The sequence below is a fragment of the Faucicola mancuniensis genome (assembly GCF_046523945.1).
Classification (GTDB): domain Bacteria; phylum Pseudomonadota; class Gammaproteobacteria; order Pseudomonadales; family Moraxellaceae; genus Faucicola; species Faucicola mancuniensis.
Genome location: NZ_CP171363.1, coordinates 2,318,035 through 2,341,562, shown reverse-complemented (window position 1 = coordinate 2,341,562; position 23,528 = coordinate 2,318,035). Strand labels below are relative to the sequence as shown.

The window sequence follows — 23,528 nt, the reverse complement described above, 5'->3', positions numbered from 1 at the left end:
AACAAATATTTCAAAACAGATAGTTTAATAATTTTTAAAAAAAATATCTGCTAAACCTCTGCACACGACAAAAAAACAAAAAAGTCTGATAAAACAATGGCATAATAGTAATTTTTCCGACGAATTAAAACCATGCCAAACCTTATCAGACTAGAAAGAATTTTATCGCAAAACCTAACAATACACAAGGCAAAAATCAACTGCTTAAGTCTAATGATAATAGCCATCATTACCGCCCAAAGCAGTAACCTAAAAAAGATAGCCAGACACTTTACCAACAGCACAACAAATGACAGCAACTACCGAAGAATACAACGCTTTTTCGCCCAAACACCCCTAAATGAACACCAAATAGCACGCCTTATCTTTCAACTATTTGGACTAAACAAAGTCACACTCACCATTGACCGTACCAACTGGAAATGGGGAAAAAGCAACATCAACATCTTCATGTTAGCTGTTGTACACAAAGGCATTGCCATACCCTTATACTGGACAATGCTAGACAAACAAGGCAACTCAAAAACACTAGAGAGAACACAACTCATTGAAAAATTCATTCACACCTTTGGTAAAGATAAAATACAAAAAGTATTAGCCGATAGAGAATTTGTGGGTTCTGCATGGTTTGACTGGCTAACAAAACAAAATATTAAATTTGCCATACGCATTAAAAAAGACAGTAAAGTGACCAATACACAAGGACAAAGCGTACAAATTAAAACACTATTTCATAATTTAAACCAGCAAGATACTTATCACCATGCTAGAACACTCTTTGTTGATAAGTGTCCTGTCAAGGTATCGGCAAAGCTTGATAGTGATAATGATTATGTGATTGTGGCTACCAATGATTTTGATGATATTGACCCTATGGCAACTTATGCGATGCGTTGGCAGATTGAAACGCTGTTTTCTTGTTTAAAGGGGCGTGGTTTTAATCTTGAGGATACGCATTTGACTAAACAAGACAGAGTGAGTAAATTGGTTGCGGTAAATGCGTTAGCCTTTTGTTGGGCTTATTTGACTGGCTTGACGGTCATTGATGATAAGCCTAGTCATTATAAACGTTGCCTTAAGTCTAATGGTCGTCCTCAGTCAAGTGTTTTTGCTTTGGGGTTAGATTTTCTGATTGATGGATTTAGACGGTTTATTATGTGTGGTGATTTTGCTTTTTTTAATAGGTTGGTTGATTTTCTCAGTTTTAAAATAAAATCAACTTTGTTTTAGTAGTTTCTGTCGTGTGCAGAGCTGCTAAACATAAAAAATCCCCAATTTTACATTAGGGATTTTTTTTACAATTTTGATTGAATGATTAAATCGCATCGCTAATCGCTTGTACCGCCGTCAAAGCAATGGTATAAACGATATCATCAGTTAGACAGCCTCTTGACAAATCATTCACAGGCTTATTCAAGCCTTGTAGCATTGGGCCTACCGACAACACATTGGCATTACGCTGTACCGCTTTATAAGTCGTGTTGCCTGTATTTAAATCTGGGAAAATAAACACATTGGCTTGACCTGCGACAGGCGAGTTTGGTGCTTTGGATTTTGCCACACTCTCAACGGTCGCCGCATCGTACTGTAATGGACCATCAACCGCCAATTCTGGTGCTTTTTCTTTTACCAAACGGGTTGCCTCTGTGACCAAATCCACGTCCATGCCAGCCCCTGATGTGCCTGTAGAGTAGCTAATCATGGCAACTTTTGGCTCAATACCAAAGGCTTTGGCAGATTGGGCGGATTGAATGGCAATTTCGGCAAGTTGTTCAGCCGTTGGGTTTGGATTGACCGCACAGTCTCCATAAACGACCACTTGCTCTGGCAACAACATAAAGAAAATAGACGATACCAGTGAGTATTGTGGAGCGGTTTTAATCAATTGAAATGCTGGGCGAATGGTGTTCGCTGTGGTGTGTACTGCACCTGATACCAAGCCGTCCACATCACCCATGTACAACATCATCGTGCCTAGTACAACGGAGTCTTGTAGTTCTTCACGGGCTTTGTCTTCGTCAATTTTACCTTTACGGCGTTCCACCATTGGAGCAACATATTTTTCTTGTAATGTGGCAGGGTCAATGATTTGTAAATCGGTAGGTAACGTCAAACCTTTTTCATCAGCCACTTTTTGAACGTCAGCTTTTGGGGCAAGCAAGATACAATCGGCAATGCCACGAGTTTGACAAATAACGGCGGCTTGTACGGTGCGAGGTTCAGCCCCTTCAGGTAGTACGATACGTTTTTTGGCTTGTTGAGCTTTTTTAACCAAAGTATCACGAAATGCCGATGGCGATAGGCGTTTTGGTCGGTCGTTAGCTTTAACAAAACCGCTCACGTCATCATGACTAGCGATGGTGGCAATCACCCTATTACCAAAGGTTTGTTTAGCAATATTAAATAAACTTTCGTTGTTGTTATCATCAATCAAAATTACGTCTGCATCTAAGGCATTTGCCAATGCTTGATTAACTTTATCGGCGTAGCTGTGCGTGGTTGAGATACCTTTTACTACTTTGATGTCATCAGTATTTTCTTGGTTTTTGGCAAAAATCAACTCTAGCAAATCATCAAGTTTGTCTTTGGCAAGGGCGTTCTCAAATTGGACTTGTCCAAAAACGTCAAATGGAGAAAATGTGATTTTGCCTGTTTGATTGGCAACTTTGTCAATATCAGAAGATTGGCTAACAGGTACAAGTAAAATGGTTGTCATTGTTTTTCCTTAAAAAATTCAATTATTACAAAAAATATGATTTTAAAAAAAGACAAAACCGTTTGCACAAAATCAAACGGTTTTGGTTAAATTATAGACCTAAAACTTGTTTGGTTTCTTTGGCAATTTGGAATTCTTCATCGGTTGGAATGACCCAAACTTGCAAACGGCTAGATTTGGTATGAATTGCACCTTCTGCACCGCGTACCAAACGTTGGTTTTCGTTATCATCAATTTCAATGCCAAAGTGTGGCAAATTTGCCAAGATTTTTTCACGCACAGATGAACTGTTTTCACCGATACCGCCTGTGAACACAATGCCTGTAAAGGTTGGCAATGCACAGCTGAGTGATGCGATGTAACGAGCGACTTTGTAGCAGAAAATCTCAATGGCAAGTTTTGCGTCTGCATTGCCTTCACTGCTGGCTTGGTCAATGGTACGCATATCGCTAGAAATTCCAGAAATGCCCAATAGACCACTTCTTTTATTTAAAATTGTATCAATCTCATCTAAAGAATAGCCCAATGTACGGTGCAAATGAATGTGCAAACTTGGGTCGACATCACCGCTACGAGTTCCCATTGGCACGCCTTCAAGCGGGGTCAAGCCCATCGTGGTATCTAAACTTTTGCCATCAAAAACCGCAGTTAATGAGCTACCATTGCCTAAGTGAGCTGTTACCCAACCATCTTGTGAGCCTGTATTGGCAAGGTTTGTCGCACGGTTGCTGACATAATTATGGCTAGCACCGTGAAAACCATAACGACGGATACGGTGCTCTTCGTAAAATTCTTTTGGAATGGCATAACGATAAGCTTTTTCAGGCATAGTTTGGTGAAATGCGGTATCAAAAACCACCACATTTGGCAAATCTGGATACATATTTTTGACCGCTTCAATACCTAAGGCATTGGCAGGGTTGTGCAGTGGAGCTAAAATTTTTAAACGTTTAACTTCTGTTAATACATTGTCATCAACCAACACCGCTTCAGAAAATTGACGACCCCCATGCACCACACGATGTCCAACCGCCCTTGGTTTGTATTCTGACAACAAGTTTAAAATCTTTTGTAACGCCCATTGATGGGTTGCACCTGCAAGCGAAATTTCCACTTTTTCGCCATTGATGTCTTGGTGCTTGATACGAGCGGTATCTAGACCTAAGTTTTCGGCAAGTCCTTGCACACGCCCTTCGCTATCATCACCAAGCAACGCATATTTAATTGATGATGAGCCACAGTTTAAAACCAAAATTGGGTTTTTCATAGTAAAGTACCTTTGTTGAGTGAAATATATCCGTATTAATTTCATCAAAGATTTTGCCAAAATTTGACTAAAAAATCAACAAAATATCGTATTTTTTTCAAAAATTATTTTAACCCAAATCATGGTAAACAGCCATTACAATTTATAAAAAAATTATATGATAAAAATAAAAAATCAAAATAAATGGTTATAAAATAAAGTGGTTAAATTTAACAAAATTCATGGCAATGTGCTAAAATGACTGATAAAACAACCTTAAATAACGCAAAGAGAAACTTATGTCAATCCACATTCAGCAGATTTCTGCTTTTAGCGATAATTACATTTGGTTAATTATCAATAACGACAAAAAACAAGCCATTGCCATAGACACAGGCGACAGCGAACCTGTATTAAACTTTTTAAAAAACAATAACTTAGAATTAATCAACGTTTGGATAACGCACCACCACAACGACCATATTGGCGGTGTTGATGAATTGGTAAAACATTTTCCAAACGTGCAAGTTTTTGCTCATCAAAATCATGGTTTAAATCATCTTGCTAAAAATTTAACGTTAATTGATGAAAATGATAATTTAACCGCTTGGCAATATTCGGCAAAAGTTTGGCAAACTTTTGGACATACTGACAGCCATTTGAGTTTTTTGTTAAATGTTGATAAAAAAATTCACGTTTTTTGTGGTGATACGCTATTTAGCGGTGGTTGTGGGCGAGTATTTACAGGTACGATTGAGCAATTGTTTGATAGTTTTTCACGTTTTAATACGCTTAATGAACAAACTTTATTTTACCCTGCTCATGAATATACATTATCTAATCTAAAATTCGCTCAAGTGATTGAACCAAATAACGAAAACATTCGCCAAAAAATCCAAACGTGCGAGCAATTACGAGCAAATAATTTACCAACTTTACCAACGACTTTAGCCGATGAACGTTTAATCAATCCATTTTTACGAGCGGTGATTGAACCAAGCGATGAAATGATTGAACAAGTTAAAAGTAGAATTGATTTGGCAAATTATGATAAATTAACCGTATTTGCTAAATTAAGAGAATTGAAAAATAGTTTTTAATTTCACTAAAATATAGGGGCGTATTGCATACGTCTAAGTTATTAAATTAAATACAATTTTTATATTTTAACAAAAGGAACACACAATGACATTAATCACCAGTTTTGACCAATTAGACCTAACAAAAGAATACACTTATGACGACTATTTAAAATGGCAATTTCAAGAAAAAGTGGAATTGATAAAAGGCAAAATCCTTGCTATGTCACCTGCTCCGACCCGTTTTCATCAAGATATTGCGGTTAAAATGACAGCAAAATGGTATGATTTTTTAAACAATCACCCCTGCAAAGTCTATACTGCACCGTTTGATGTGCGACTACCTGTGGCGAGTAAAGGCAAATCAGATACGGTGGTTCAGCCAGATTTGTGCGTGATTTGTGATTTGTCAAAACTTGATGACGCAGGGTGTAACGGTACGCCAGAGCTGATTGTGGAGATTTTATCTAAAGGTAATAGCAAGCGAGAAATGGATATTAAATTTCAGCTTTACCAAGAAGCAGGTGTGCAGGAATATTGGATAATTGACCCATTACGCCAAATGGTGTTGTTATACACGCTACAAGACGGCAAGTTGGTAACAGGTCGTCCGCTGTTGGAAGATGATACGGTTACGTCAAGTTTGTTTCCAGAGTTTTCGGTGAGTGTGGCGGATATTTTTGCTCAATAGAGAAAATGTATGTATAAATATATTATTAAACGACTTTTGTTAATTATTCCAACTTTGTTTTTGATTTTATTAACAAATTTTGCCATTATTCAATCCGCCCCCGGTGGGCCTGTGGAACAAAAAATCGCCCAAATTGAACAAGAGCAAAAACAAGGTGCAATGGAATCCAAAGTTACGCCAACGCAGAATTATCAAGGTAGTCGTGGCTTGTCGCCTGACATGGTGGAAGCGATTAAAAAACAATACGGCTTTGACAAATCCGCTCCAGAGCGTTTTTGGCTGATGCTCACCAATTATGCCAAATTGGACTTTGGCGAGTCGTTTTTTAAAGGCAAAAAAGTTACCGATTTAATTTTGGAAAAAATGCCTGTGTCTATCTCGCTTGGGCTGTGGAGTACTTTACTGATTTATCTAATAGCCATTCCGCTCGGCATTTATAAAGCCATTCATCACAATTCTTTTGCTGATAAAACCACTGCTTTTATTCTTGCGATTACTTATGCTGTGCCTGTGTTTATTTTGGCGATTTTGCTGTTGGTGCTGTTTGCAGGGGGAGGTTATTGGCAGATTTTTCCGCTACAAGGTTTGGTAAGTGAAAATTTTGATGAACTTTCTACTTTTGGCAAAATCAAAGATTATTTTTGGCATTTGGCGTTGCCTTTAACAGCGAGTACAATTGGCGGTTTTGCAGGGCTTGCGTATTTAACCAAATTTAGCTTTTTGGAAGAATTAAACAAACAATACGTTTTGACCGCTCGTAGCAAGGGTTTAAGTGAAAATCGTGTGTTGTACGGTCATGTGTTTCGTAACGCCATGCTGATTATCATCGCAGGGATTCCGTCTGCGGTGGTGGGGATATTTTTTGCGGGGAATTTTTTGATTGAGATTATTTTTAATCTTGACGGTCTTGGCAGGCTTGGTTTTGAAGCGACACAACAGCGAGATTATCCTGTGATTTTTGGCACGTTGTTTATGTTTACGCTTGTGGGATTGGTGTTGCAATTAATCAGTGATATTAGCTATCATTTGATTGACCCAAGAATTGATTTTGAAAGTCGTTAAAATTTTTAAAAATTATTAATAAAAAAAAGTTATCTGTAGTCTAGTTATTTTTTTCTTGACTTTCAAGCAAAAAAGCACGATGATAATGGCACTACTTAGTCAATAACAAAAAATTACCGTTTTTTGTTATTGGGTGATTTATTCAGTTATCAAAATAATATCACCCTTGTTATTAATAATTTATGTTATTAATGTTTGACTTATCGGTTAGCAATGACAATTAAGTAAGTTTCTTTTTATTTATTGATAGTTTTTATATTGATAAACAAATCAACAACTTATCTGTTCTGCTAACCTTATTATGTAATGATTTTTTAATCAAACAATCTATCTAAAACAGATAAAAAAGGTGAAGATAGTGGTACAGACAACTCAATCCCCAAATGTGACAGGCGAAAATCAGTCTGCCGATGCTGCCCCTAATTTTGATAAAAAAACCCAAATTGCCAGTGAAGGCGCGCCTGTGATGATGTCAGGTGCTGAAATGTTGGTTCAAGCCTTGATTGACGAAGGTGTTGAATATATTTTTGGTTATCCGGGTGGGGCGGTTTTACATATTTATGATGCCTTATTTAAACAAGATAAAATTGAACATATTTTAGTCCGTCATGAGCAAGCCGCAGGACACATGGCAGATGCTTATAGCCGTGTAACAGGTAAAACAGGCGTGGTGCTTGCCACATCAGGTCCAGGGGCAACCAATACGGTAACAGCAATTGCTACCGCCTTTATGGACTCAATTCCGATGGTGGTATTGTCAGGTCAAGTCCCTGCAAGTCTAATCGGTGATGATGCGTTCCAAGAAACGGACATGGTCGGCGTTTCTCGTCCGATTGTCAAACACAGTTTTCAAGTGCGTCATGCCAGCGAAATCCCAACCATTATCCGCAAAGCCTTTTATATTGCAAGCTCTGGTCGCCCAGGCCCTGTCGTGATTGATATTCCAAAAGACAAAACAGCACCGAACGAAAAATTTGAATACCATTTTCCAGAGTCGGTCAGTTTGCGTTCATATCAACCATCAATCAAAGGTCATGCAGGGCAAATCCGTAAAGCTGTTGAATTGTTGTTATCTGCAAAGCGTCCTGTCCTTTACGCTGGCGGTGGTGTCATTGCCAGTAATGCCAGCGAAGAGTTGCGTGAGTTGGCACACCGTTTAAATTTACCTGTTACCAATACATTGATGGGTTTGGGTGCATTTTCAGGGGCTGACCGCCAATTTATCGGTATGCTTGGTATGCACGGCACGTATGAAGCCAACTTAACCATGCACAATGCCGATGTGATTTTGGCGGTGGGTGCAAGATTTGACGACCGTGTTACCAATAATGTGCAAAAATTTTGTCCAAATGCCAAAATTATTCATATTGATATTGACCCAACGTCTATTTCAAAAACCATTAGCGTTAATATTCCGATTGTGGGCGATGTGAAAAATGTCTTAACAGAAATGTTAGTCATTTTAAAAGAAACGGATAAGACCCTTGACCAACCTGCCTTACATGATTGGTGGTCGCAAATTAACGAATGGCGTAAACGTCATGGCTTGCGTTATGACAAAGACGACAGTCAGGGCATGAAACCACAACACGTTGTTGAGCGTTTGTACGAATTGACCAATGGCAAAGCCATTATCACGTCAGACGTGGGACAACATCAAATGTTCGCTGCTTTATATTACAAATATGATGAGCCACACCAATGGTTAAATTCTGGCGGTCTAGGCACGATGGGCGTTGGCTTGCCGTATGCGATGGCAGCGAAATTGGCAAAACCCGAACGTGATGTCGTCTGTATCACAGGCGAAGGCTCAATTCAGATGAATATTCAAGAACTTTCAACTTGTTTACAATACAATTTGCCTGTGAAAATTTTGAATTTAAATAACGCTCAACTTGGCATGGTAAAACAATGGCAAGATATGATTTATGAAGGTCGTCATTCACAATCATATATGAATTCTTTGCCTGATTTTGTTAAACTTGCCGAGGCGTATGGACATGTTGGTATCAAAATTACCGACCCTGCCAAACTGGACGAGCAGTTGGCGTATGCCTTATCACTCAAAGACAAATTGGTATTTATTGATGTGTTGGTGGATAAAAATGAACACGTTTATCCAATGCAAATTGCAGGGCAATCAATGCGAGATATGTGGTTAGCAAAAGGGGAGCGTTCATAATGAGACATTTAATTTCTGTTTTGATGGAAAATGAGTCAGGGGCATTATCACGGGTGGTTGGTTTATTTTCACAACGTGGTTATAATATTGAAACGCTGAACGTTGCTCCAACGGACGACCCAACGCTTTCTCGTTTGACTTTGACGACCAATGCCGATATTGATAAAATTGAACAAATTACCAAACAATTGCATAAACTGATTGAAATTGTTAAAGTAATTGAGCTATCGGACAGTGTGCATCTTGAACGTGAACTGATGTTGATTAAAGTGCGTGCAACTGCCAACAATCGTGAAGAAATTTATCGCAATGCGGATATTTTTAGAGCACAAATCGTTGATGTTAGTGCCAATCTTTATACCATTCAGATTGTCGGTGATACGGCAAAATTAGATGGTTTTATTGATGTGGTCGGTCGTGATAAAATTTTGGAAGTAGTGCGGTCTGGCGTTATCGGTATCGCTCGTGGTGAAAAGATTTTAGCGGTTTAAAACATTTTTTGTTCAATAAATTAAAAAGGAATCTAAATGTTAGCGATTGATTTACCCATGAATGTTGAAACAAGTATTGTTCAAATTGCCAAACAACAAGGCGTAACTGCCGAATTTTTGGTGGGTAATATTGTCGCTAACTATGTGCAAGAAAATACGTTACAAGAAAAACCTTTTAATTTTGATTTGCCAACGATTCAAATAATGGTGAACAAGTGAGTGAGTATATTTTGCATTATATTCGTTTAGAAGACAAAATAAAATTGGTTGAATTAAGTTATCATCCACCTTTTGAATTACCCAGTTTAAATCGTTTAGATTAGTAATTTAAAAACTTTACCAAACCTTGCTAATCAATGATTAGCATTAACTTTAAGGAAAATCTCATATGAGTTTAAATATTTTTTACGACAAAGATTGTGATTTATCAATCATTCAAGGCAAAAAAGTTGCCATCATCGGCTACGGCTCGCAGGGTCATGCCCACGCACTAAACCTAAAAGACAGTGGCGTTGATGTAATCGTTGGCTTGCGTGCAGGTTCTGTATCTTGGAAAAAAGCGGAAAACGCAGGCTTAAAAGTTGCCGAAACTGCCGAAGCGGTCAAAGGTGCGGACTTGGTCATGATTTTGACCCCAGACGAATTCCAAAAACAACTTTACACACAAACCATTGAACCAAACATCAAAGAAGGTGCAACCCTTGCATTTGCTCACGGTTTTGCCATTCACTACAACCAAGTTGTACCACGTGCCGACCTTGACGTTATCATGGTAGCACCAAAAGCCCCGGGGCATACTGTGCGTTCAGAATTTGTAAACGGTGGCGGTATTCCTGACTTAATCGCTGTTTACCAAGACGCATCAGGTCAAGCAAAACAAGTAGCATTATCTTATGCATCAGGCGTTGGCGGTGGTCGCTCTGGTATCATTGAAACCACATTCAAAGACGAAACCGAAACTGACCTATTCGGTGAACAAGCCGTTCTTTGCGGTGGTGCAGTTGAGCTTGTCAAAATGGGCTTTGAAACCTTAGTAGAAGCAGGTTATGCCCCAGAAATGGCATACTTTGAATGCTTACACGAATTAAAACTTATCGTTGATTTGATGTACCAAGGCGGTATCTCTGATATGAACTACTCAATCAGTAACAATGCTGAATACGGCGAATATGTAACTGGTTTAGAAGTTATCAACGATCAATCTCGTGAAGCCATGCGTAACGCCCTAAAACGTATCCAATCAGGCGAATATGCAAAAATGTTCATCTCTGAAGGTCAGTTCAACTACCCATCAATGACAGCTCGCCGCCGTCAAACTGCCGAGCATGAAATCGAAAAAACTGGGGCAAAACTGCGTGCAATGATGCCTTGGATTACTGCTAGCAAAATCATTGATAAAGAGAAAAACTAATTTTTCTTTGACAAATCAATCAAAACAACCTTGTTAAACTCTAAAAAGTTTAACAAGGTTTTTGTGTTTTATCAAAATTAATGAAAATCATGTTATGAATATTGTGTTATTTGCCCTGTCAGCCGATGTGTTATCGCTTTTGACTTTGGATTTTGCCAAAGTGGACTGGCAGGCAACTTATTTGTTATGTTCCATTGGTGTGGCTTTGTTGGTGATTTATGAAGCCTTGATGTTATACAAAACCAATGGCAAGCTTGCTGAAGATTCTTGGGTGCAGTCAGTTACATTACTAGACATTATTTGGCTAATTGTATCGGCAGTTGCCTTGTATTATGTCAATTTTAGCCCATTTGCAAAAATTATCCCTACTATTTTTATTATTTATAATGTGTTTGGTTGGGGCTATAGTGTTTATCTTTTAAAAGATGAAATTGACGAAGCAAGCCTTGATGACTTGGAAAATTTAATCATTCCAAAGCCTTATATTGATTACTCTATGGCGTTTGGCGTGGTGTCTACGGTGGCGATTGGGGCAACATTATTTTATCTTTATACTCAACAATTATTGGTAATTTCTGCGGTTTTATAACTTACAAAAAAGTGCATAAATGATTGGCTTAATTTGTCAAATTGAGTTATACTGTAAGAGTTAGTTAAGTACAACCCTTTTTAATAACAGTTGGGTTTTTGAATTGTTCTTAAAAACATTTTATAATTTTTTATAAATATTTTGTAAAAGCAAGTTAGCTCTATTTTCAGTTTTTCTCGTTATTTCTTTTGATATGGCAAAAATTTCTGAAAAAGTTACAATTTTTACAACCTTGCTAATTTTTATTAGCAACCTTTGTAACTTGATTAATATCACATCAATCTTTTATTTTAGGAATTTATTATGTCAGATAAAGTAACTGGAACTGTTAAATGGTTCAACGAAAGCAAAGGTTTTGGCTTTATTGCTCAAGACAACGGTGGTCAAGACGTGTTTGCACATTATAGTGCAATTCAAGGTTCAGGCTTTAAAACCTTAAAAGAAAACCAACATGTAAGCTTTGTACTTTCTCAAGGTGCAAAAGGTCCACAAGCTGAACAAATTGAAGCGATTTAATTTTTTTAAATTAAATAAAAAAACAATCTATTTTTTAGGTTGTTTTTTTTTGGCAAAAAATGGCTATAATGATGTTTTCACAAATTTCAAGTCAGCTTTGTAAAAAAAAATAACAAATTTGTGACCGAAAATTCACGCCCTTGACTTGATTTATGTAATAATTTATCGCAATATAAGAAATTAAGTAGATGATGGTTTATTTTTACTATGTTTACTTACGATAAAACATGATTTTTTATCAAAACCGAAATAATTTTTCATCTCAATTTAGATTTAATTCATCATAACAAACGAGGAAGATATGAAAGCATTAGTCGCTGTTAAGCGTGTTGTTGATTATAACGTAAAAGTTCGTGTGAAAGCGGATAATTCTGGCGTGGAAATTGCCAATGTAAAAATGTCGGTCAATCCATTTGACGAGATTGCGGTCGAGGAAGCGGTTCGCTTAAAAGAAAAAGGCGTGGTAACAGAGATTGTTGTCGTGTCTGTGGGTGTAAAAGAAGCCCAAGAGCAGATTCGTGGTGCGATGGCGCTGGGTGCTGACCGTGGTATTTTGGTTGAAACAGCTGATACTGTGCGTCCATTACAAGTGGCAAAAATCTTAAAAGGTATCGCAGAAGCCGAAAGTGCGGACTTGATTATTTTGGGTAAACAAGCGATTGACGATGACAACAACCAAACAGGTCAAATGTTGGCAGCGTTGATGGGTATCGGTCAAGGTACGTTCGCTTCTGAAGTAAACGTTGAAGGTGGCGCTGTTAAGGTAACTCGTGAGATTGACGGTGGTTTACAAACGGTTGAATTGCCATTGCCTGCGGTGATTACTACAGATTTACGCCTAAATGAGCCACGTTATGCAAAATTGCCAAACATCATGGCAGCTAAGAAAAAACCATTAGACACAAAAACCCCAGCGGACTATGGCGTTGCAACTGCTTCAAACATTTCTGTGGTAAAAGTAACGCCACCAGCAGAACGTCAAGCAGGTGTGAAAGTGGCTTCGGTTGATGCGTTGATTGACAAATTAAAAAATGAAGCAAAAGTAATTTAATTAAAAAATATTTGAATATATTTTAAAAAATTGAAATAAAAGGAAAATTTTATGGCAATCTTAGTTTATGCAGAACATGACAATAAAGAATTGAAAAAAGCCACGTTAAATACCATTACCGCTGCACAAAAAATTGGCGGTGATGTGGTGGTTCTGGTTGCAGGTGCAGGCTGTCAAGCAGTCGCTGACCAAGCAAGCCAAGTTGCAGGCGTGAGCAAAGTTTTATTGGCGGATAACGCTGTTTATGCCAATCAATTAGCCGAAAATGTGGCAAAATTGGTGGTCGGTCTAGCGGGCGATTACAGCCATATCCTAGCACCTGCGACCACAACAGGTAAAAACTTTATGCCACGAGTGGCAGCCTTGTTAGATGTGAATATGGTATCTGATATTACCGTAGTGGTTGATGCCGAAACGTTTGAGCGTCCTATTTATGCGGGTAATGCGATTGCAACGGTTAAAAATGGTGAAAGCAAAAAAGTCATTACCGTGCGTGGTACAGCGTTTGATGTGGCGGCACAAGGTGGTTCAGCGTCTGTTGAAGCGGTTGCGACAGCAGAAGATTTGGGTAAATCAAAATTTGTTGGCGAAGAGTTGGCAAAATCAGAACGCCCAGAATTAACATCAGCCGAAATCATCGTTTCTGGTGGTCGTGCGGTTGGTAGTTCAGAAAACTTCGCAACTTATATTGAGCCATTGGCGGACAAATTGGGTGCGGCGATGGGTGCATCTCGTGCAGCCGTTGATGCGGGCTACGTGCCAAACGATTTGCAAGTTGGTCAAACAGGTAAAATCGTTGCACCAAACTTGTACGTTGCCGTTGGTATTTCTGGTGCGATTCAGCACTTGGCAGGTATGAAAGATTCTAAAGTCATCGTTGCGATTAACAATGACCCAGAAGCACCGATTAGCCAAGTTGCGGATTATTTCCTAGAAGCGGACTTGTTCCAAGCTGTGCCAGAATTGACAAGCAAATTGTAATGGTTAATTGAACTGTTTTGATTTTTAAATAAAACCTTACATTTGTAGGGTTTTATTTGTTTGTCTCTAATTTTACTTTTAAGTATAACAATGCAAAAAATTCTTATTATCTTTGGTACTATCATTTTTTTAACAGGTTGTACCGCTATGCAGTGGTATGACAGCCCCATTCCTGTGCGTGTGGATTTGGATAAAAAAAACACAAAAATGCCAATAGATAACACACCAATTACAAAGCCGTAAAATCCGCTTAATATTTATGCGATTTCCATAAAAATTTCATGAAATGGCATTGAATTTTGTTAAAATTTCAGTCATTATAGAACACCTTTTTATAATGATAAAAAATAAATTAACCTATCATGAAGCCAAATTATCCACAAAAAAAAACAGCACATCATCGCTTGCCTAGCCAATCACACAGCTTGACGCAGACTTCACAAAGGGGTAGTTTTTTACTGAGTTTTATTTTTGTGATTGTGATTTTGTTGTCTTTGATTGTGCTTGCGATGTATTTGATTCGTCAAGACCGCATTATTACGCAAAAGTTTGAAGGCAAACGTTGGAATTTGCCTACAAAAGTTTATTCTCAGCCTTTGGAATTGTATCAAGGGGCAAAACTTTCTGGCGAAGAATTGGAAAATTGGCTGAATTGGCTGAATTATAGACCTGCGAGTAATTATAAATCAGTCGGTACATTTAACAAAAACAAGAACGAATATTATATCCATACACGTGCTTTTGACTTTTCTAGCGATGATGTTGAGCCAAAACAGATTATCAAAGTGGTTATCAAAGACAATGAAGTTGTCAATTTGCAAAGTACAGAACGCAGTGAAACAGGTAAAATTCGCCTTGAGCCGATTTTGATTGGCGGTATTTATCCTGATAACAATGAAGACCGCTTGGTGATGAATTTAGACCAAATTCCGCCACAGTTGATTGACGCACTGATTGCAACCGAAGACAGGGGCTTTTTTGAACATCATGGTATTTCTGTTCGTGGCACAACTCGGGCGATTTTGAGTAATATCAAAGGTGGTGCTAGACAGGGCGGTTCTACCATTACCCAACAATTGATTAAAAATTTTTATTTAAATTCGGATAGAACGCTCAAACGCAAAGCCAATGAAGCGGTGATGGCGTTGCTACTTGAACGGCATTATAACAAACAAGAAATTTTACAAACTTATATCAACGAAATCACCCTTGCACAAAATGGTAATCATTCTATCAACGGTTTTGGTTTGGCATCGCAATTTTATTTTAACCGTCCGCTAAACGAGCTACGCCTTGACCAAATGGCATTGTTGGTGGGGCTTGCCAAAGGCCCGACTCAATATAACCCCATTCGTTATCCAGAAACGGCACTAGAACGCCGTAATGTGGTGTTAAAAAATATGCTGATGATGGGCAAAATTGACAATGATACGTATCAAAATGCCATTGAAATGCCTTTAGACGTTGTCAAAAAACCCAGCATTGGACAAAGTCGTTTTCCTGATTATTTGGATATTGTAAAAAGAGAGTTAAACCAAAGTTATGAATCTGATGATTTAAAAAATGAAGGGCTACGCATTTTTACCAGTTTTAATCCCAATGTGCAATTATCAGCGGACAAAGCCGTTAATGAAAGTTTAAAAACGCTAAAAAAATCTGACCTCAAAAAATTGGGTGCGTTGCAAGCTGCTCTAGTGAGTGCCAATCCGATTACAGGTGAGCTGTTGGCGGTGGTGGGTAGTAGTTCTGAGTTTACAGGATTTAACCGTGCGGTTGATGCCAAACGTCAAGTCGGCTCTTTGTTAAAACCGATTATTTATTTGACAGGCTTTGAGCAAGGCAAATACAACCTTGCCAGTGGCGTTGATGACAGTCCTGTTGAGGTAAAAACTGGCAAAAATACTTGGAAACCTGCCAATTATGGCGGCGGTAGTCATGGCGTTGTGCCGTTGATGACGGCTTTGGCAAACTCGTATAACCAAGCGGCGGTGCGTGTTGGCATTGATGTGGGCGTGCCAAATGTCATTCAACAGCTTAGACGTATGGGGATTTCAAAAGATATTCCTAACTATCCGTCTACTTTGTTGGGGGCGGTGGATTTGTCGCCGATGGATATGTTAAACGTTTATCAAGTGTTGGCAACAGGTGGCGTGAAAAACAACATTCATACCATTCGTGGCGTGGTGGACAGTAAAGGGCGAATTATTCAAGGCTCAAATTTGCAACAACATCAAGTGATTAACCCAACGTCGGCATATTTGACCAATTATGCCATGAAAAAAGTCATCACCAACGGCACGGCAAAATCGGCATTGTCATTGGGCGAAAATTTAAATTTGGGCGGAAAAACAGGCACAACCAACGATTATCGTGATGCGTGGTTTGCAGGATTTAGTGGCAATTATGTCAGCGTGGTGTGGGTCGGTTTGGACGACAATCAATCAACAGGCTTAAGCGGTGGTAATGGAGCATTACCCATGTGGGTGAATTTTATGAAACGCTTGCATTTGACCCCCAATGCCTTGTCAGAACCTGCCGATATTCAGTGGCAATGGCTAGAAAATGGCACAGGCGAATTGTCCAATCCTAACTGTGCCAATGCCATTCGTGTGCCGACAGATGTACGCTATCCGCCAGAACACACCAGCAGTTGTGCCAATCAAATTCGCCAACAACAACAAGAAGCCCAACTTGCCGAGCGACAACAAGCCGATGCCCAAGAGCTTTGGGACAGTGAACAGCAACGTCTGGACAATATTAACAACGCCAATCAAGAGCAAGCACCAACAGATGTAACCACTTTGACAAATGACGGCTTGCAAAACGAAACAAATTAACTCATTTTTTTAACTCATTTTAAACCTAAGGAAAAATTTTATGGCATGGCAACAACTCCATATCCAGTGTGAAAAATCTCAAGCCGAATTGGCAGAAACGTTAATGTTAGAAGCCGAAGCACTAAGTATTAGCCTAGATGATGCAGGAGACCAACCTTTATTTGAACCGCTGCCAGGTGAATCGCCTTTGTGGGACGATGTGATTATCACTGCTTTGTTTGACACATCGGTCAATCTTGAAGATTTGAGCCAAGATGTCGCCCAACAGGTCATTGCCACTCGTGTTTGGCAAACAAAAGTTGATGATAAAGATTGGGAACGAGAATGGATGAAAAATTATCACCCGATTGAATGTGCCAATAATCTATGGATTGTGCCAAAATGGCTTACACCACCGAATCCAACTGCGGTCAATATTATGATGGACCCCGGTCTTGCTTTTGGCACAGGCTACCATGCAACCACTCGTTTGTGCATTGATTGGCTGACCGAGCAGGATTTGACTGACAAAATTGTGATTGATTATGGCTGTGGTTCTGGTATTTTGGGGATTGTAGCGTTAAAATTGGGTGCAAAAGCCGTGTATGCAGTGGATATTGACCCACAAGCGGTATTAGCAACGCACCAAAATGCCGAACGTAATCAAGTTCACACCCAATTACAAGCCTTTTTACCACAAGAATTTGAACAATTTTGCCAAGACAACGCCATTTTGCCAGTAGATATGATTACCGCCAATATTTTGGCAAAACCTTTGATGAGCCTTGCTCCCTATTTTGCCACTTTGTTAAAACCAAATGGTCAAATTGTGTTGGCAGGTTTGATTGAAAATCAAGTAAACGATGTTAAAACTACTTATCAACAATTTTTTGAGATGGACGGTGATTTTACCTTTAGCAGTCAAGAAGACAAACATTGGCACCGTTTATCGGGTAAAAAATCAATATAATTTTATTATTTTTGTGTAAATAAATATAAAGTTAACAATTTTTTCTATTTTTATGGATAAATTGTTGACTTTTTTTTGTTTTAACGTTTTAATACAAATCTATAAAATAATTCACAATACAGACATCTTAGAAGTAGGTTGATATGTCAATGCACGAAACAAAATGCCCAAATTGCCAACATACATTTAGCATTAGCGATGAACAACTGAATCTTAAAAGTGGCTACGCTCGGTGTGGTAATTGTAAGACGATTTTTTCAGCGATTGATAATCTTTTAAGTTCTGTACAACGTGAACCACTACAAAGAACGTCTGTCGTTGCTAGTAATCCTGTAGAAAAAAAGCTCAGAGTAGCCAAAGCCCCCAAAAAAATCGCTGATGGTGATTTGATTTTTGACGATAACGCAGGGATTGGCATAGAAGATAGTGAACCTTTGGCTAAAACTGAAGCCAATTTTGATATCATTGATAATTTTGATGTGTTGCCTGCCAATAAAATTGCCAATACACCAAAAAATGAACCAACAGATGAAGCGTGGCTTATCGATTTGTTAGAAGAAGAAAAGCGCAAAGAAGAAGCCATGCAATATATGCCAGACAATGACAAATTGGCAAAAGTTGGCAAAAACAATGATGTAACCTCTATGCTTGATGAGTTAGGGGTGGATGTTGCCGAAGAAGCACCATTAGAAGACGAAGACTACCGAAAAAAAGTTGATGAACGCTTTAGTCAGCAAGTTGCCTCACAAAAAATCGCCAAAAATTTGCCTGTGGGTATGATGTTGATTTGGGGTTTAGGTAGTTTGTTATTGATTGGGTTGCTAGGACTGCAATATGTTATTTTTAACTTGGATAGTTTGTTAAAAGACCCTGAAAAAGCAGCGAAAATTCATAGCCTGTGTGCCATCGTTTCATGCGATTTACCAATAGCGAACGTCAGCATGTTAAAGACAGAAACTTTAAACCTTGCCAAAGGTACAACAGCAGCGCAATCGGACGTGACTTTTACAATTACCAATACGACCGACAAAAAAATGATTTATCCAAATCTAAAAATTAGCCTGCGTGATAGCAATGATATTAAGGCACAACTGGTCATATCACCCACGCAATATCTCGATAATGATGGCTATCTGATGCCGGGACAAATCAAACCTGTAAAACTTAGAATTGATTATCCAAAAAATGATGTGACTCAAGCCAATATTGAGCCTTTTTACTGATTTTGGTAATCTTTAACAAAAAAAAGAAAGTTAAATCAACTTTCTTTTTTTGCATAATTTTCATGGTTTGTTAATTATCCAAAGAAAACTCTTCTGCATAAGTATTCCACCCCAACTTGGTACGGCACGCCTCAAAAAAGTCCACGCCCAATGGGTGCAACAAGGTTAATCTATCAGGGTGTTTTTTGATAACCAGACGTTGATTTTGGTTAAGCGGTACAGATGATTTACCATCAGCACTTACCATGGGTTGCGTGCGGTTGTCTTTGTGAATACGGATTTTGATGGTGCTATTGCCACTAACCACAATCGGACGGCTTGACAAAGTGTGTGGGTGCATGGGAACAAGGCTGATTGCATCCAAATTTGGGTGCAAAATCGCCCCACCACCTGATAAAGCATACGCCGTTGAACCTGTTGGTGTAGACACAATCAAACCATCACTGTGCTGACGATAAACATCAAGCCCATCAATTTTTAAATTAAAATCAAGCATATGCACCGATTTACCAGCGTGCAAGACAATGTCATTTAATGCCATATCTTCATAAATCACGTGGCTACCTTGACAAATTTCCATTTTTAACAAAAAACGATGGTCTAATTGATAAGCACCGTTTAAAATACTGCGTAGCTGTGTTGCTAAATCATCAGGGCTGATATCCGCCAAAAAACCCAAACGCCCACGATTGACCCCAACCACAGGCACAGGATATTTTGCCAACACTTGAGCTGCCTGTAACAATGAACCATCACCACCAACAACCACGACCAAATCACACGCACCACCCAACAAATTTCGTTCAACGATTTTGACATCGCCCAATTTTTCTAAATTAAGCGATGGCAGGCGAGCAGTCTGATGGTCAATTAAAATTGGTAAATTTTGACTGTGAAAAAATTCACACAGTTGGTAAATACTGGTTAAAATGGTGGCTTTATTGGCTCGTCCCATGATACCGATACGGCGAAATGCAGGGTTTGCGATGATAGGATTGCTCGTATTTGGGAAAACAGTTGCGTTCATACAGTTTGGTTAAATAAAAAAGATAGCTTATTTTAACATATCAAACCCAAATTATTTAAGAGTATTTGATAATTTTTTGTATGTTATTTTTTGATGTGCTAAATTGGAATTTTTAAGAAACGAGTGGCTGGAGATAAAAATCAAAAACCCTAAACATATTGTTTAGGGTTTTTATATGGTACCAGTGGTCGGTAATTAACTTTTGATATAATTTATTGATTTTAATAAAAATAAATTTATATTGTTAAATAAATTACTGTCTTAATTACTATCATCTGTTATTTTGAGTGGATTTTAAACGACGTTTTTATCAATCCATTCATCAATTTCTCGCTCCATTTCGTCTTTATGACGTGCTAAGATGTAGATTTTTTGTTTGGTGGTGGGGTTGGTTAGGTAGATACCTTCCCAACGTTTGCTAACTTTTAAAACTTCGCCTGTTGTGAGTTTGACCAGTTGTCCACTTTAATTCAGCTAATTGCTGTTGAGCCCATTATGTCGCACGGTTTTCTAACTAGAAGTTGTTATTGAGTTAAATGAAATTCGGCATTTCGTTTTGATGGGTTTATATTGCTCAATATGAGTATAAAAAGCAATGTAAAAATAATCATAATGAGTACATTTATGATAAAAGGTATTTATTAAAAGATAAACGGTTGTTTTATAAGTATGATTTATACTGAAATATTTTTCACAGACAAAAAAATTAGATTAAGTACTGTTCGCTTGGTAGGGTGAAAGGTGGGTGGTAGTCTAGCATGACGACTTTTATGCTATCGGCTGTTTTGATGTAGTGTAGGATATATTCGCTGATGTGATAGTGTCAAAGATTGTGCTGTTGGGACTTCGTCTGATGATTTGTTTCGCCCTGTTAGTCCGTCAAAGCCGTGTTGGGTGATGTGGTTGATTAGGTCTAGGATTTTTTGTTTGTCGGTTGTTAGGAAGTTGGCAAATTTGGTTTTAAAGTCGTTGCTAAGGGTAACTTCCACGGTCAAACCCCTTTTAGCCAGTTTTCAAAAGTTGCAAGGTCTGTGAGTGCATGGTTTGGCACCGGTGGGGTAAATCCGCTGTTAATGGCGGTTTGCATTTTGTCCATGTCGTAGTTAAATGGATTTTCGGTCATGTATTGCTTTGATATGGTCTGTTCAACAAACTGTTGGGCGGTGATACCTTGTTTTTGGGCTTGTTGGCTGACGATGTGTTCTATGGTTGCTGAAAGTTCTATTAGCATATTTTTTCCTTTTGTTGTTTTTTAGTGGATATTTTGGTTGGGTGATGGGGTTTATTAACCACTTCTATAAACGACACGCCCTGAAATGCTAAAGTTTTCGCTATTTTCTATATCCACAATCTTGTCAGAAAAGGCAGGGTTGTCGGCTCTTAGGCAGAGTTTACCCCCTGTTTGTTTGATAATTCGTCTTATCATGCGTTCGTTTTCAAAATAAACAGCATAGACTTCATTTTCTAGTGGTTGGGTGGCTGATGTGTCTATCATAACGGCATCGTTGTCGCAAATATAGTACTGCATACTGTTACCAGAAGCTCGTATCATGCGACAGTTGGCAGGATTGAGATGTCGGTTGGTAAAAAAGCTGGGTTCAAATTTAATCACCTTGCCTGTGTCAAATTCTACTTCGGCATTTTCGCCAGAGCCACAACTAAATTTTACGTCATAAAATGGAATGGCAATGCGGTTGTCTTTTTCATTAACATCAGCGACCAAGGGGATAGCACTGAGTGTTGGGACCATCATTCCGCCTTTTCCTGTCAAAACATAGTCAATACCTACATGATATTTTTCTGCTATCAACAAAGCCCCACTTTTTGATACACCACGTTTTAACCAGTTGGACAAGGTAGTTTTTGGTATTTCTAATGTTCTTGCGATTTCAGCTTGATTGTCCGTACCTGTGATTTTTACCAGTCTTTGAAAAAAATCATCACTCATAGCTTCACTTTTTAACAATAGTTTAAATAACACCTTCAATTATATTCATTTTTTAATAAAAAATCCACAAAAAGAGTAATTTATAAAATATTTGCTTTTTGTTCTCAATATGAGTGTAATAAAATAGTTTTTACTCAAAAATAGTATGAATTGTACTCAAGGGATAATCATGACCGATAAAGATATTATTAAAAAATTGGGTGGTTCTGCGGTTTTGGCTCGTTATTTAAAGATGAAATACACAACCGTACATAATTGGACAACAAGGGGAATACCTGCGAAATACAAATTACAGCACCCAGAATTGTTTTTACCTAAACACCCAACAAGATTAGATAATCAACAACTCAAACAGGAAACCCCATGACCCCCAACTGTCACGAATGTCCGCACAACACCCCATCAAACCGTGATTGTTGCGACTATGACGACCGTGCTTGGCAACGTGCTGAACAGTATAGCCAAAATTAAAAAACCCTAACGATGACAGTCGCTAGGGTTTTGGGATTTTAAACATAAATGTTTACAAAATAAACGAGAGAAATTATATGTAACCTCAATTCGATATAAAAAATCATTTAACTTATTGAAAAAATATAAACAAATAAGAAACCTACAATAAAGAATACCCCAACAGGACATTTTTTAATGTAGGCTTCTTTGTTTGATGACAATAAGCAATCAACCCTGCCAACAAATTACTCATAAACCCAACATAACTACGATGCCTTGAATGCTCAATTTGACACATATTCTTTAACTCATCAAACACAGTTTCAATCAAAAAACGGCGTTTAAGCAATCGTCTATTTAACCATGAAATATCTTTAGATTTCATATTCTTTTTAACATTCGTGATTAACTCAATATCTAAATGCTCATCAAGCCAATCTGTCAATGATTTATCAATATAACCTTTATCAGCAAAGAGTTTACCAAAAACATGAGATTCACAAAGTCTTTTCACAGGTTGCCTATCGTCAACATTGCCTTTGGTTACGGTTAGATTGACCAATTCACCTTTATCATTGATAATGACGTGTAGTTTAAAGCCAAAAAACCACCCCATACTGCTTTTACCTCGCTGTGCTGTTTCTGCAAATACTTTGTTGCGGTTGATACGGTGATTATCACATACGGCTAAACTGGTTGAGTCAATGTAGTTTATGCCTGTGCAGTTGTTTTGCATGAGAGATTGTAGGTAGTCACACATGGGAACTATTGCTTTTTCCATGAGTTCTACCATTCTTGTGTAGCTTGGTAGGTTTGGAAAGGCAGGTTTTAGCCATTGGGTGAGGTAGTTGTAGTAGAAGGCTTTAAATTCTCTGTATTTTATTTGGTGAAATACTACCAATATGGTGATGATTTCTGATAAACTAATACGGCATGGTTTGTTTCGTGTTTTTTTACTGCTTTTGCTCTTTTGGGTTAGCATTTTCTTCTGTTGTTCGTTTGTGTATGTTTTGCAATAGTCGTCTATGTGGCAGTATAGTGCTTCGAGGTTGTCCATGTAAGAAGTCCTTGTTAGG

Annotated in this window: 23 protein-coding genes and 1 pseudogene; 17 read left to right on the top strand and 7 right to left on the bottom strand. The window is 38.3% G+C overall.

Going from position 1 to position 23,528, the window contains the following annotated elements; genetic code table 11:
- The first annotated feature begins 132 nt into the window (after positions 1-132).
- Entirely contained in the window at positions 133-1,230 is a 1,098-nt protein-coding gene (locus ACGTJS_RS11565) for an IS4 family transposase (protein WP_410472176.1), read from the top strand.
- A gap of 85 nt (positions 1,231-1,315) precedes the next feature.
- Here the strand turns inward: ACGTJS_RS11565 and pta are convergent.
- Together pta and ACGTJS_RS11555 are read right to left on the bottom strand one after the other, a co-directional pair.
- Positions 1,316-2,518 (bottom strand): annotated as a pseudogene (gene pta, locus ACGTJS_RS11560) (phosphate acetyltransferase); the annotation flags it as partial.
- A 289-nt stretch (positions 2,519-2,807) separates the two neighbouring features.
- The gene (locus ACGTJS_RS11555; protein WP_315042967.1) at positions 2,808-3,983 is read right to left on the bottom strand and encodes an acetate kinase; all 1,176 of its coding nucleotides are present in this window, start codon (positions 3,981-3,983) and stop codon (positions 2,808-2,810) included.
- A gap of 278 nt (positions 3,984-4,261) precedes the next feature.
- Between ACGTJS_RS11555 and gloB the strand changes: the two genes are divergently transcribed.
- The 15 genes from gloB to ACGTJS_RS11480 all read left to right on the top strand — a co-directional run bounded on the left by gloB (position 4,262) and on the right by ACGTJS_RS11480 (position 19,024).
- Positions 4,262-5,062, top strand: coding sequence for a hydroxyacylglutathione hydrolase (gene gloB / locus ACGTJS_RS11550; protein WP_410472175.1), 801 nt, complete (start codon positions 4,262-4,264; stop codon positions 5,060-5,062).
- Positions 5,063-5,147: 85 nt separating this feature from the next.
- Positions 5,148-5,732 carry a Uma2 family endonuclease gene (locus ACGTJS_RS11545; protein WP_315042970.1) on the top strand — a complete coding sequence of 195 codons (585 nt, stop codon included), beginning with the start codon at positions 5,148-5,150 and terminating at the stop codon, positions 5,730-5,732.
- Positions 5,733-5,741: 9 nt separating this feature from the next.
- Complete coding sequence (locus ACGTJS_RS11540) at positions 5,742-6,794, top strand: microcin C ABC transporter permease YejB (RefSeq protein WP_410472174.1); 1,053 nt, start codon at positions 5,742-5,744, stop codon at positions 6,792-6,794.
- A 466-nt stretch (positions 6,795-7,260) separates the two neighbouring features.
- Positions 7,261-8,976, top strand: coding sequence for an acetolactate synthase 3 large subunit (locus tag ACGTJS_RS11535; RefSeq protein WP_410473268.1), 1,716 nt, complete (start codon positions 7,261-7,263; stop codon positions 8,974-8,976).
- Positions 8,976-9,467, top strand: coding sequence for an acetolactate synthase small subunit (ilvN, locus tag ACGTJS_RS11530; protein WP_315042974.1), 492 nt, complete (start codon positions 8,976-8,978; stop codon positions 9,465-9,467). Before ACGTJS_RS11535 ends, ilvN begins: the two co-directional genes overlap by 1 nt.
- Before the next feature lie 36 nt (positions 9,468-9,503).
- The gene (locus tag ACGTJS_RS11525) at positions 9,504-9,686 is read left to right on the top strand and encodes a hypothetical protein (protein WP_315042976.1); all 183 of its coding nucleotides are present in this window, start codon (positions 9,504-9,506) and stop codon (positions 9,684-9,686) included.
- A 169-nt stretch (positions 9,687-9,855) separates the two neighbouring features.
- Positions 9,856-10,878, top strand: coding sequence for a ketol-acid reductoisomerase (ilvC, locus tag ACGTJS_RS11520; protein ID WP_410472173.1), 1,023 nt, complete (start codon positions 9,856-9,858; stop codon positions 10,876-10,878).
- A 94-nt stretch (positions 10,879-10,972) separates the two neighbouring features.
- Entirely contained in the window at positions 10,973-11,467 is a 495-nt protein-coding gene (locus ACGTJS_RS11515) for a hypothetical protein (RefSeq protein ID WP_410472172.1), read from the top strand.
- A 303-nt stretch (positions 11,468-11,770) separates the two neighbouring features.
- Positions 11,771-11,983, top strand: coding sequence for a cold-shock protein (locus ACGTJS_RS11510; RefSeq protein WP_410472171.1), 213 nt, complete (start codon positions 11,771-11,773; stop codon positions 11,981-11,983).
- Positions 11,984-12,284: 301 nt separating this feature from the next.
- Positions 12,285-13,034, top strand: a complete 750-nt coding sequence (locus ACGTJS_RS11505; RefSeq protein ID WP_315042980.1) for an electron transfer flavoprotein subunit beta/FixA family protein — start codon at positions 12,285-12,287, stop codon at positions 13,032-13,034.
- A gap of 51 nt (positions 13,035-13,085) precedes the next feature.
- On the top strand, positions 13,086-14,015 hold the full coding sequence (locus tag ACGTJS_RS11500) for an electron transfer flavoprotein subunit alpha/FixB family protein (RefSeq protein WP_315042982.1): 930 nt from the start codon (positions 13,086-13,088) through the stop codon (positions 14,013-14,015).
- A 90-nt stretch (positions 14,016-14,105) separates the two neighbouring features.
- A complete protein-coding gene (locus ACGTJS_RS11495; protein WP_315042984.1) occupies positions 14,106-14,258 on the top strand; it encodes a lipoprotein in 153 nt (50 codons plus the stop codon).
- A 119-nt stretch (positions 14,259-14,377) separates the two neighbouring features.
- The gene (gene mrcB / locus ACGTJS_RS11490) at positions 14,378-16,852 is read left to right on the top strand and encodes a penicillin-binding protein 1B (protein WP_410472170.1); all 2,475 of its coding nucleotides are present in this window, start codon (positions 14,378-14,380) and stop codon (positions 16,850-16,852) included.
- 40 nt (positions 16,853-16,892) lie between these two features.
- Complete coding sequence (prmA, locus tag ACGTJS_RS11485; protein ID WP_315043843.1) at positions 16,893-17,801, top strand: 50S ribosomal protein L11 methyltransferase; 909 nt, start codon at positions 16,893-16,895, stop codon at positions 17,799-17,801.
- 149 nt (positions 17,802-17,950) lie between these two features.
- Positions 17,951-19,024 (top strand): DUF3426 domain-containing protein, encoded by a 1,074-nt coding sequence (locus ACGTJS_RS11480; protein ID WP_410472169.1) that lies wholly within the window; start codon positions 17,951-17,953, stop codon positions 19,022-19,024.
- Between the two features lie 70 nt (positions 19,025-19,094).
- Here ACGTJS_RS11480 and ACGTJS_RS11475 read toward each other — a convergent pair whose 3' ends face one another.
- The 4 genes from ACGTJS_RS11475 to ACGTJS_RS11460 all read right to left on the bottom strand — a co-directional run bounded on the left by ACGTJS_RS11475 (position 19,095) and on the right by ACGTJS_RS11460 (position 21,999).
- Positions 19,095-20,051 (bottom strand): NAD(+) kinase, encoded by a 957-nt coding sequence (locus ACGTJS_RS11475; protein ID WP_315043848.1) that lies wholly within the window; start codon positions 20,049-20,051, stop codon positions 19,095-19,097.
- A 773-nt stretch (positions 20,052-20,824) separates the two neighbouring features.
- Positions 20,825-21,040: a hypothetical protein gene (locus ACGTJS_RS11470; RefSeq protein WP_315043850.1), complete on the bottom strand. Its 216-nt coding sequence runs from the start codon at positions 21,038-21,040 to the stop codon at positions 20,825-20,827.
- A 2-nt stretch (positions 21,041-21,042) separates the two neighbouring features.
- A complete protein-coding gene (locus ACGTJS_RS11465; RefSeq protein ID WP_315043852.1) occupies positions 21,043-21,282 on the bottom strand; it encodes a hypothetical protein in 240 nt (79 codons plus the stop codon).
- Positions 21,283-21,336: 54 nt separating this feature from the next.
- Positions 21,337-21,999: a S24 family peptidase gene (locus ACGTJS_RS11460; protein ID WP_410472168.1), complete on the bottom strand. Its 663-nt coding sequence runs from the start codon at positions 21,997-21,999 to the stop codon at positions 21,337-21,339.
- Positions 22,000-22,168: 169 nt separating this feature from the next.
- On the opposite strand from ACGTJS_RS11460, the gene ACGTJS_RS11455 reads away from it, so the two are divergent.
- Positions 22,169-22,366 carry a hypothetical protein gene (locus ACGTJS_RS11455; RefSeq protein ID WP_315043858.1) on the top strand — a complete coding sequence of 66 codons (198 nt, stop codon included), beginning with the start codon at positions 22,169-22,171 and terminating at the stop codon, positions 22,364-22,366.
- A 246-nt stretch (positions 22,367-22,612) separates the two neighbouring features.
- On the opposite strand, the gene ACGTJS_RS11450 is transcribed toward ACGTJS_RS11455, so the two are convergent.
- Positions 22,613-23,509 (bottom strand): IS982 family transposase, encoded by an 897-nt coding sequence (locus tag ACGTJS_RS11450; protein ID WP_410471537.1) that lies wholly within the window; start codon positions 23,507-23,509, stop codon positions 22,613-22,615.
- Positions 23,510-23,528 lie beyond the last annotated feature (19 nt).

What these genes read in the sequence shown, in the direction of transcription:
- ACGTJS_RS11450 (WP_410471537.1), bottom strand. Translation starts at nt 23,509, where the DNA reads ATGGACAACCTCGAAGCACTATACTGCCACATAGACGACTATTGCAAA.
- ACGTJS_RS11460 (WP_410472168.1), bottom strand. Translation starts at nt 21,999, where the DNA reads ATGAGTGATGATTTTTTTCAAAGACTGGTAAAAATCACAGGTACGGAC.
- mrcB (WP_410472170.1), top strand. Translation starts at nt 14,378, where the DNA reads ATGAAGCCAAATTATCCACAAAAAAAAACAGCACATCATCGCTTGCCT.
- ACGTJS_RS11535 (WP_410473268.1), top strand. Translation starts at nt 7,261, where the DNA reads ATGATGTCAGGTGCTGAAATGTTGGTTCAAGCCTTGATTGACGAAGGT.
- ACGTJS_RS11455 (WP_315043858.1), top strand. Translation starts at nt 22,169, where the DNA reads ATGACCGATAAAGATATTATTAAAAAATTGGGTGGTTCTGCGGTTTTG.
- ACGTJS_RS11540 (WP_410472174.1), top strand. Translation starts at nt 5,742, where the DNA reads ATGTATAAATATATTATTAAACGACTTTTGTTAATTATTCCAACTTTG.
- ACGTJS_RS11505 (WP_315042980.1), top strand. Translation starts at nt 12,285, where the DNA reads ATGAAAGCATTAGTCGCTGTTAAGCGTGTTGTTGATTATAACGTAAAA.
- ilvC (WP_410472173.1), top strand. Translation starts at nt 9,856, where the DNA reads ATGAGTTTAAATATTTTTTACGACAAAGATTGTGATTTATCAATCATT.
- ACGTJS_RS11510 (WP_410472171.1), top strand. Translation starts at nt 11,771, where the DNA reads ATGTCAGATAAAGTAACTGGAACTGTTAAATGGTTCAACGAAAGCAAA.
- ACGTJS_RS11525 (WP_315042976.1), top strand. Translation starts at nt 9,504, where the DNA reads ATGTTAGCGATTGATTTACCCATGAATGTTGAAACAAGTATTGTTCAA.
- ACGTJS_RS11500 (WP_315042982.1), top strand. Translation starts at nt 13,086, where the DNA reads ATGGCAATCTTAGTTTATGCAGAACATGACAATAAAGAATTGAAAAAA.
- ACGTJS_RS11515 (WP_410472172.1), top strand. Translation starts at nt 10,973, where the DNA reads ATGAATATTGTGTTATTTGCCCTGTCAGCCGATGTGTTATCGCTTTTG.
- ACGTJS_RS11480 (WP_410472169.1), top strand. Translation starts at nt 17,951, where the DNA reads ATGCACGAAACAAAATGCCCAAATTGCCAACATACATTTAGCATTAGC.
- ACGTJS_RS11465 (WP_315043852.1), bottom strand. Translation starts at nt 21,282, where the DNA reads ATGCTAATAGAACTTTCAGCAACCATAGAACACATCGTCAGCCAACAA.
- ACGTJS_RS11475 (WP_315043848.1), bottom strand. Translation starts at nt 20,051, where the DNA reads ATGAACGCAACTGTTTTCCCAAATACGAGCAATCCTATCATCGCAAAC.
- ACGTJS_RS11495 (WP_315042984.1), top strand. Translation starts at nt 14,106, where the DNA reads ATGCAAAAAATTCTTATTATCTTTGGTACTATCATTTTTTTAACAGGT.
- ilvN (WP_315042974.1), top strand. Translation starts at nt 8,976, where the DNA reads ATGAGACATTTAATTTCTGTTTTGATGGAAAATGAGTCAGGGGCATTA.
- ACGTJS_RS11545 (WP_315042970.1), top strand. Translation starts at nt 5,148, where the DNA reads ATGACATTAATCACCAGTTTTGACCAATTAGACCTAACAAAAGAATAC.
- ACGTJS_RS11555 (WP_315042967.1), bottom strand. Translation starts at nt 3,983, where the DNA reads ATGAAAAACCCAATTTTGGTTTTAAACTGTGGCTCATCATCAATTAAA.
- ACGTJS_RS11565 (WP_410472176.1), top strand. Translation starts at nt 133, where the DNA reads ATGCCAAACCTTATCAGACTAGAAAGAATTTTATCGCAAAACCTAACA.
- prmA (WP_315043843.1), top strand. Translation starts at nt 16,893, where the DNA reads ATGGCATGGCAACAACTCCATATCCAGTGTGAAAAATCTCAAGCCGAA.
- gloB (WP_410472175.1), top strand. Translation starts at nt 4,262, where the DNA reads ATGTCAATCCACATTCAGCAGATTTCTGCTTTTAGCGATAATTACATT.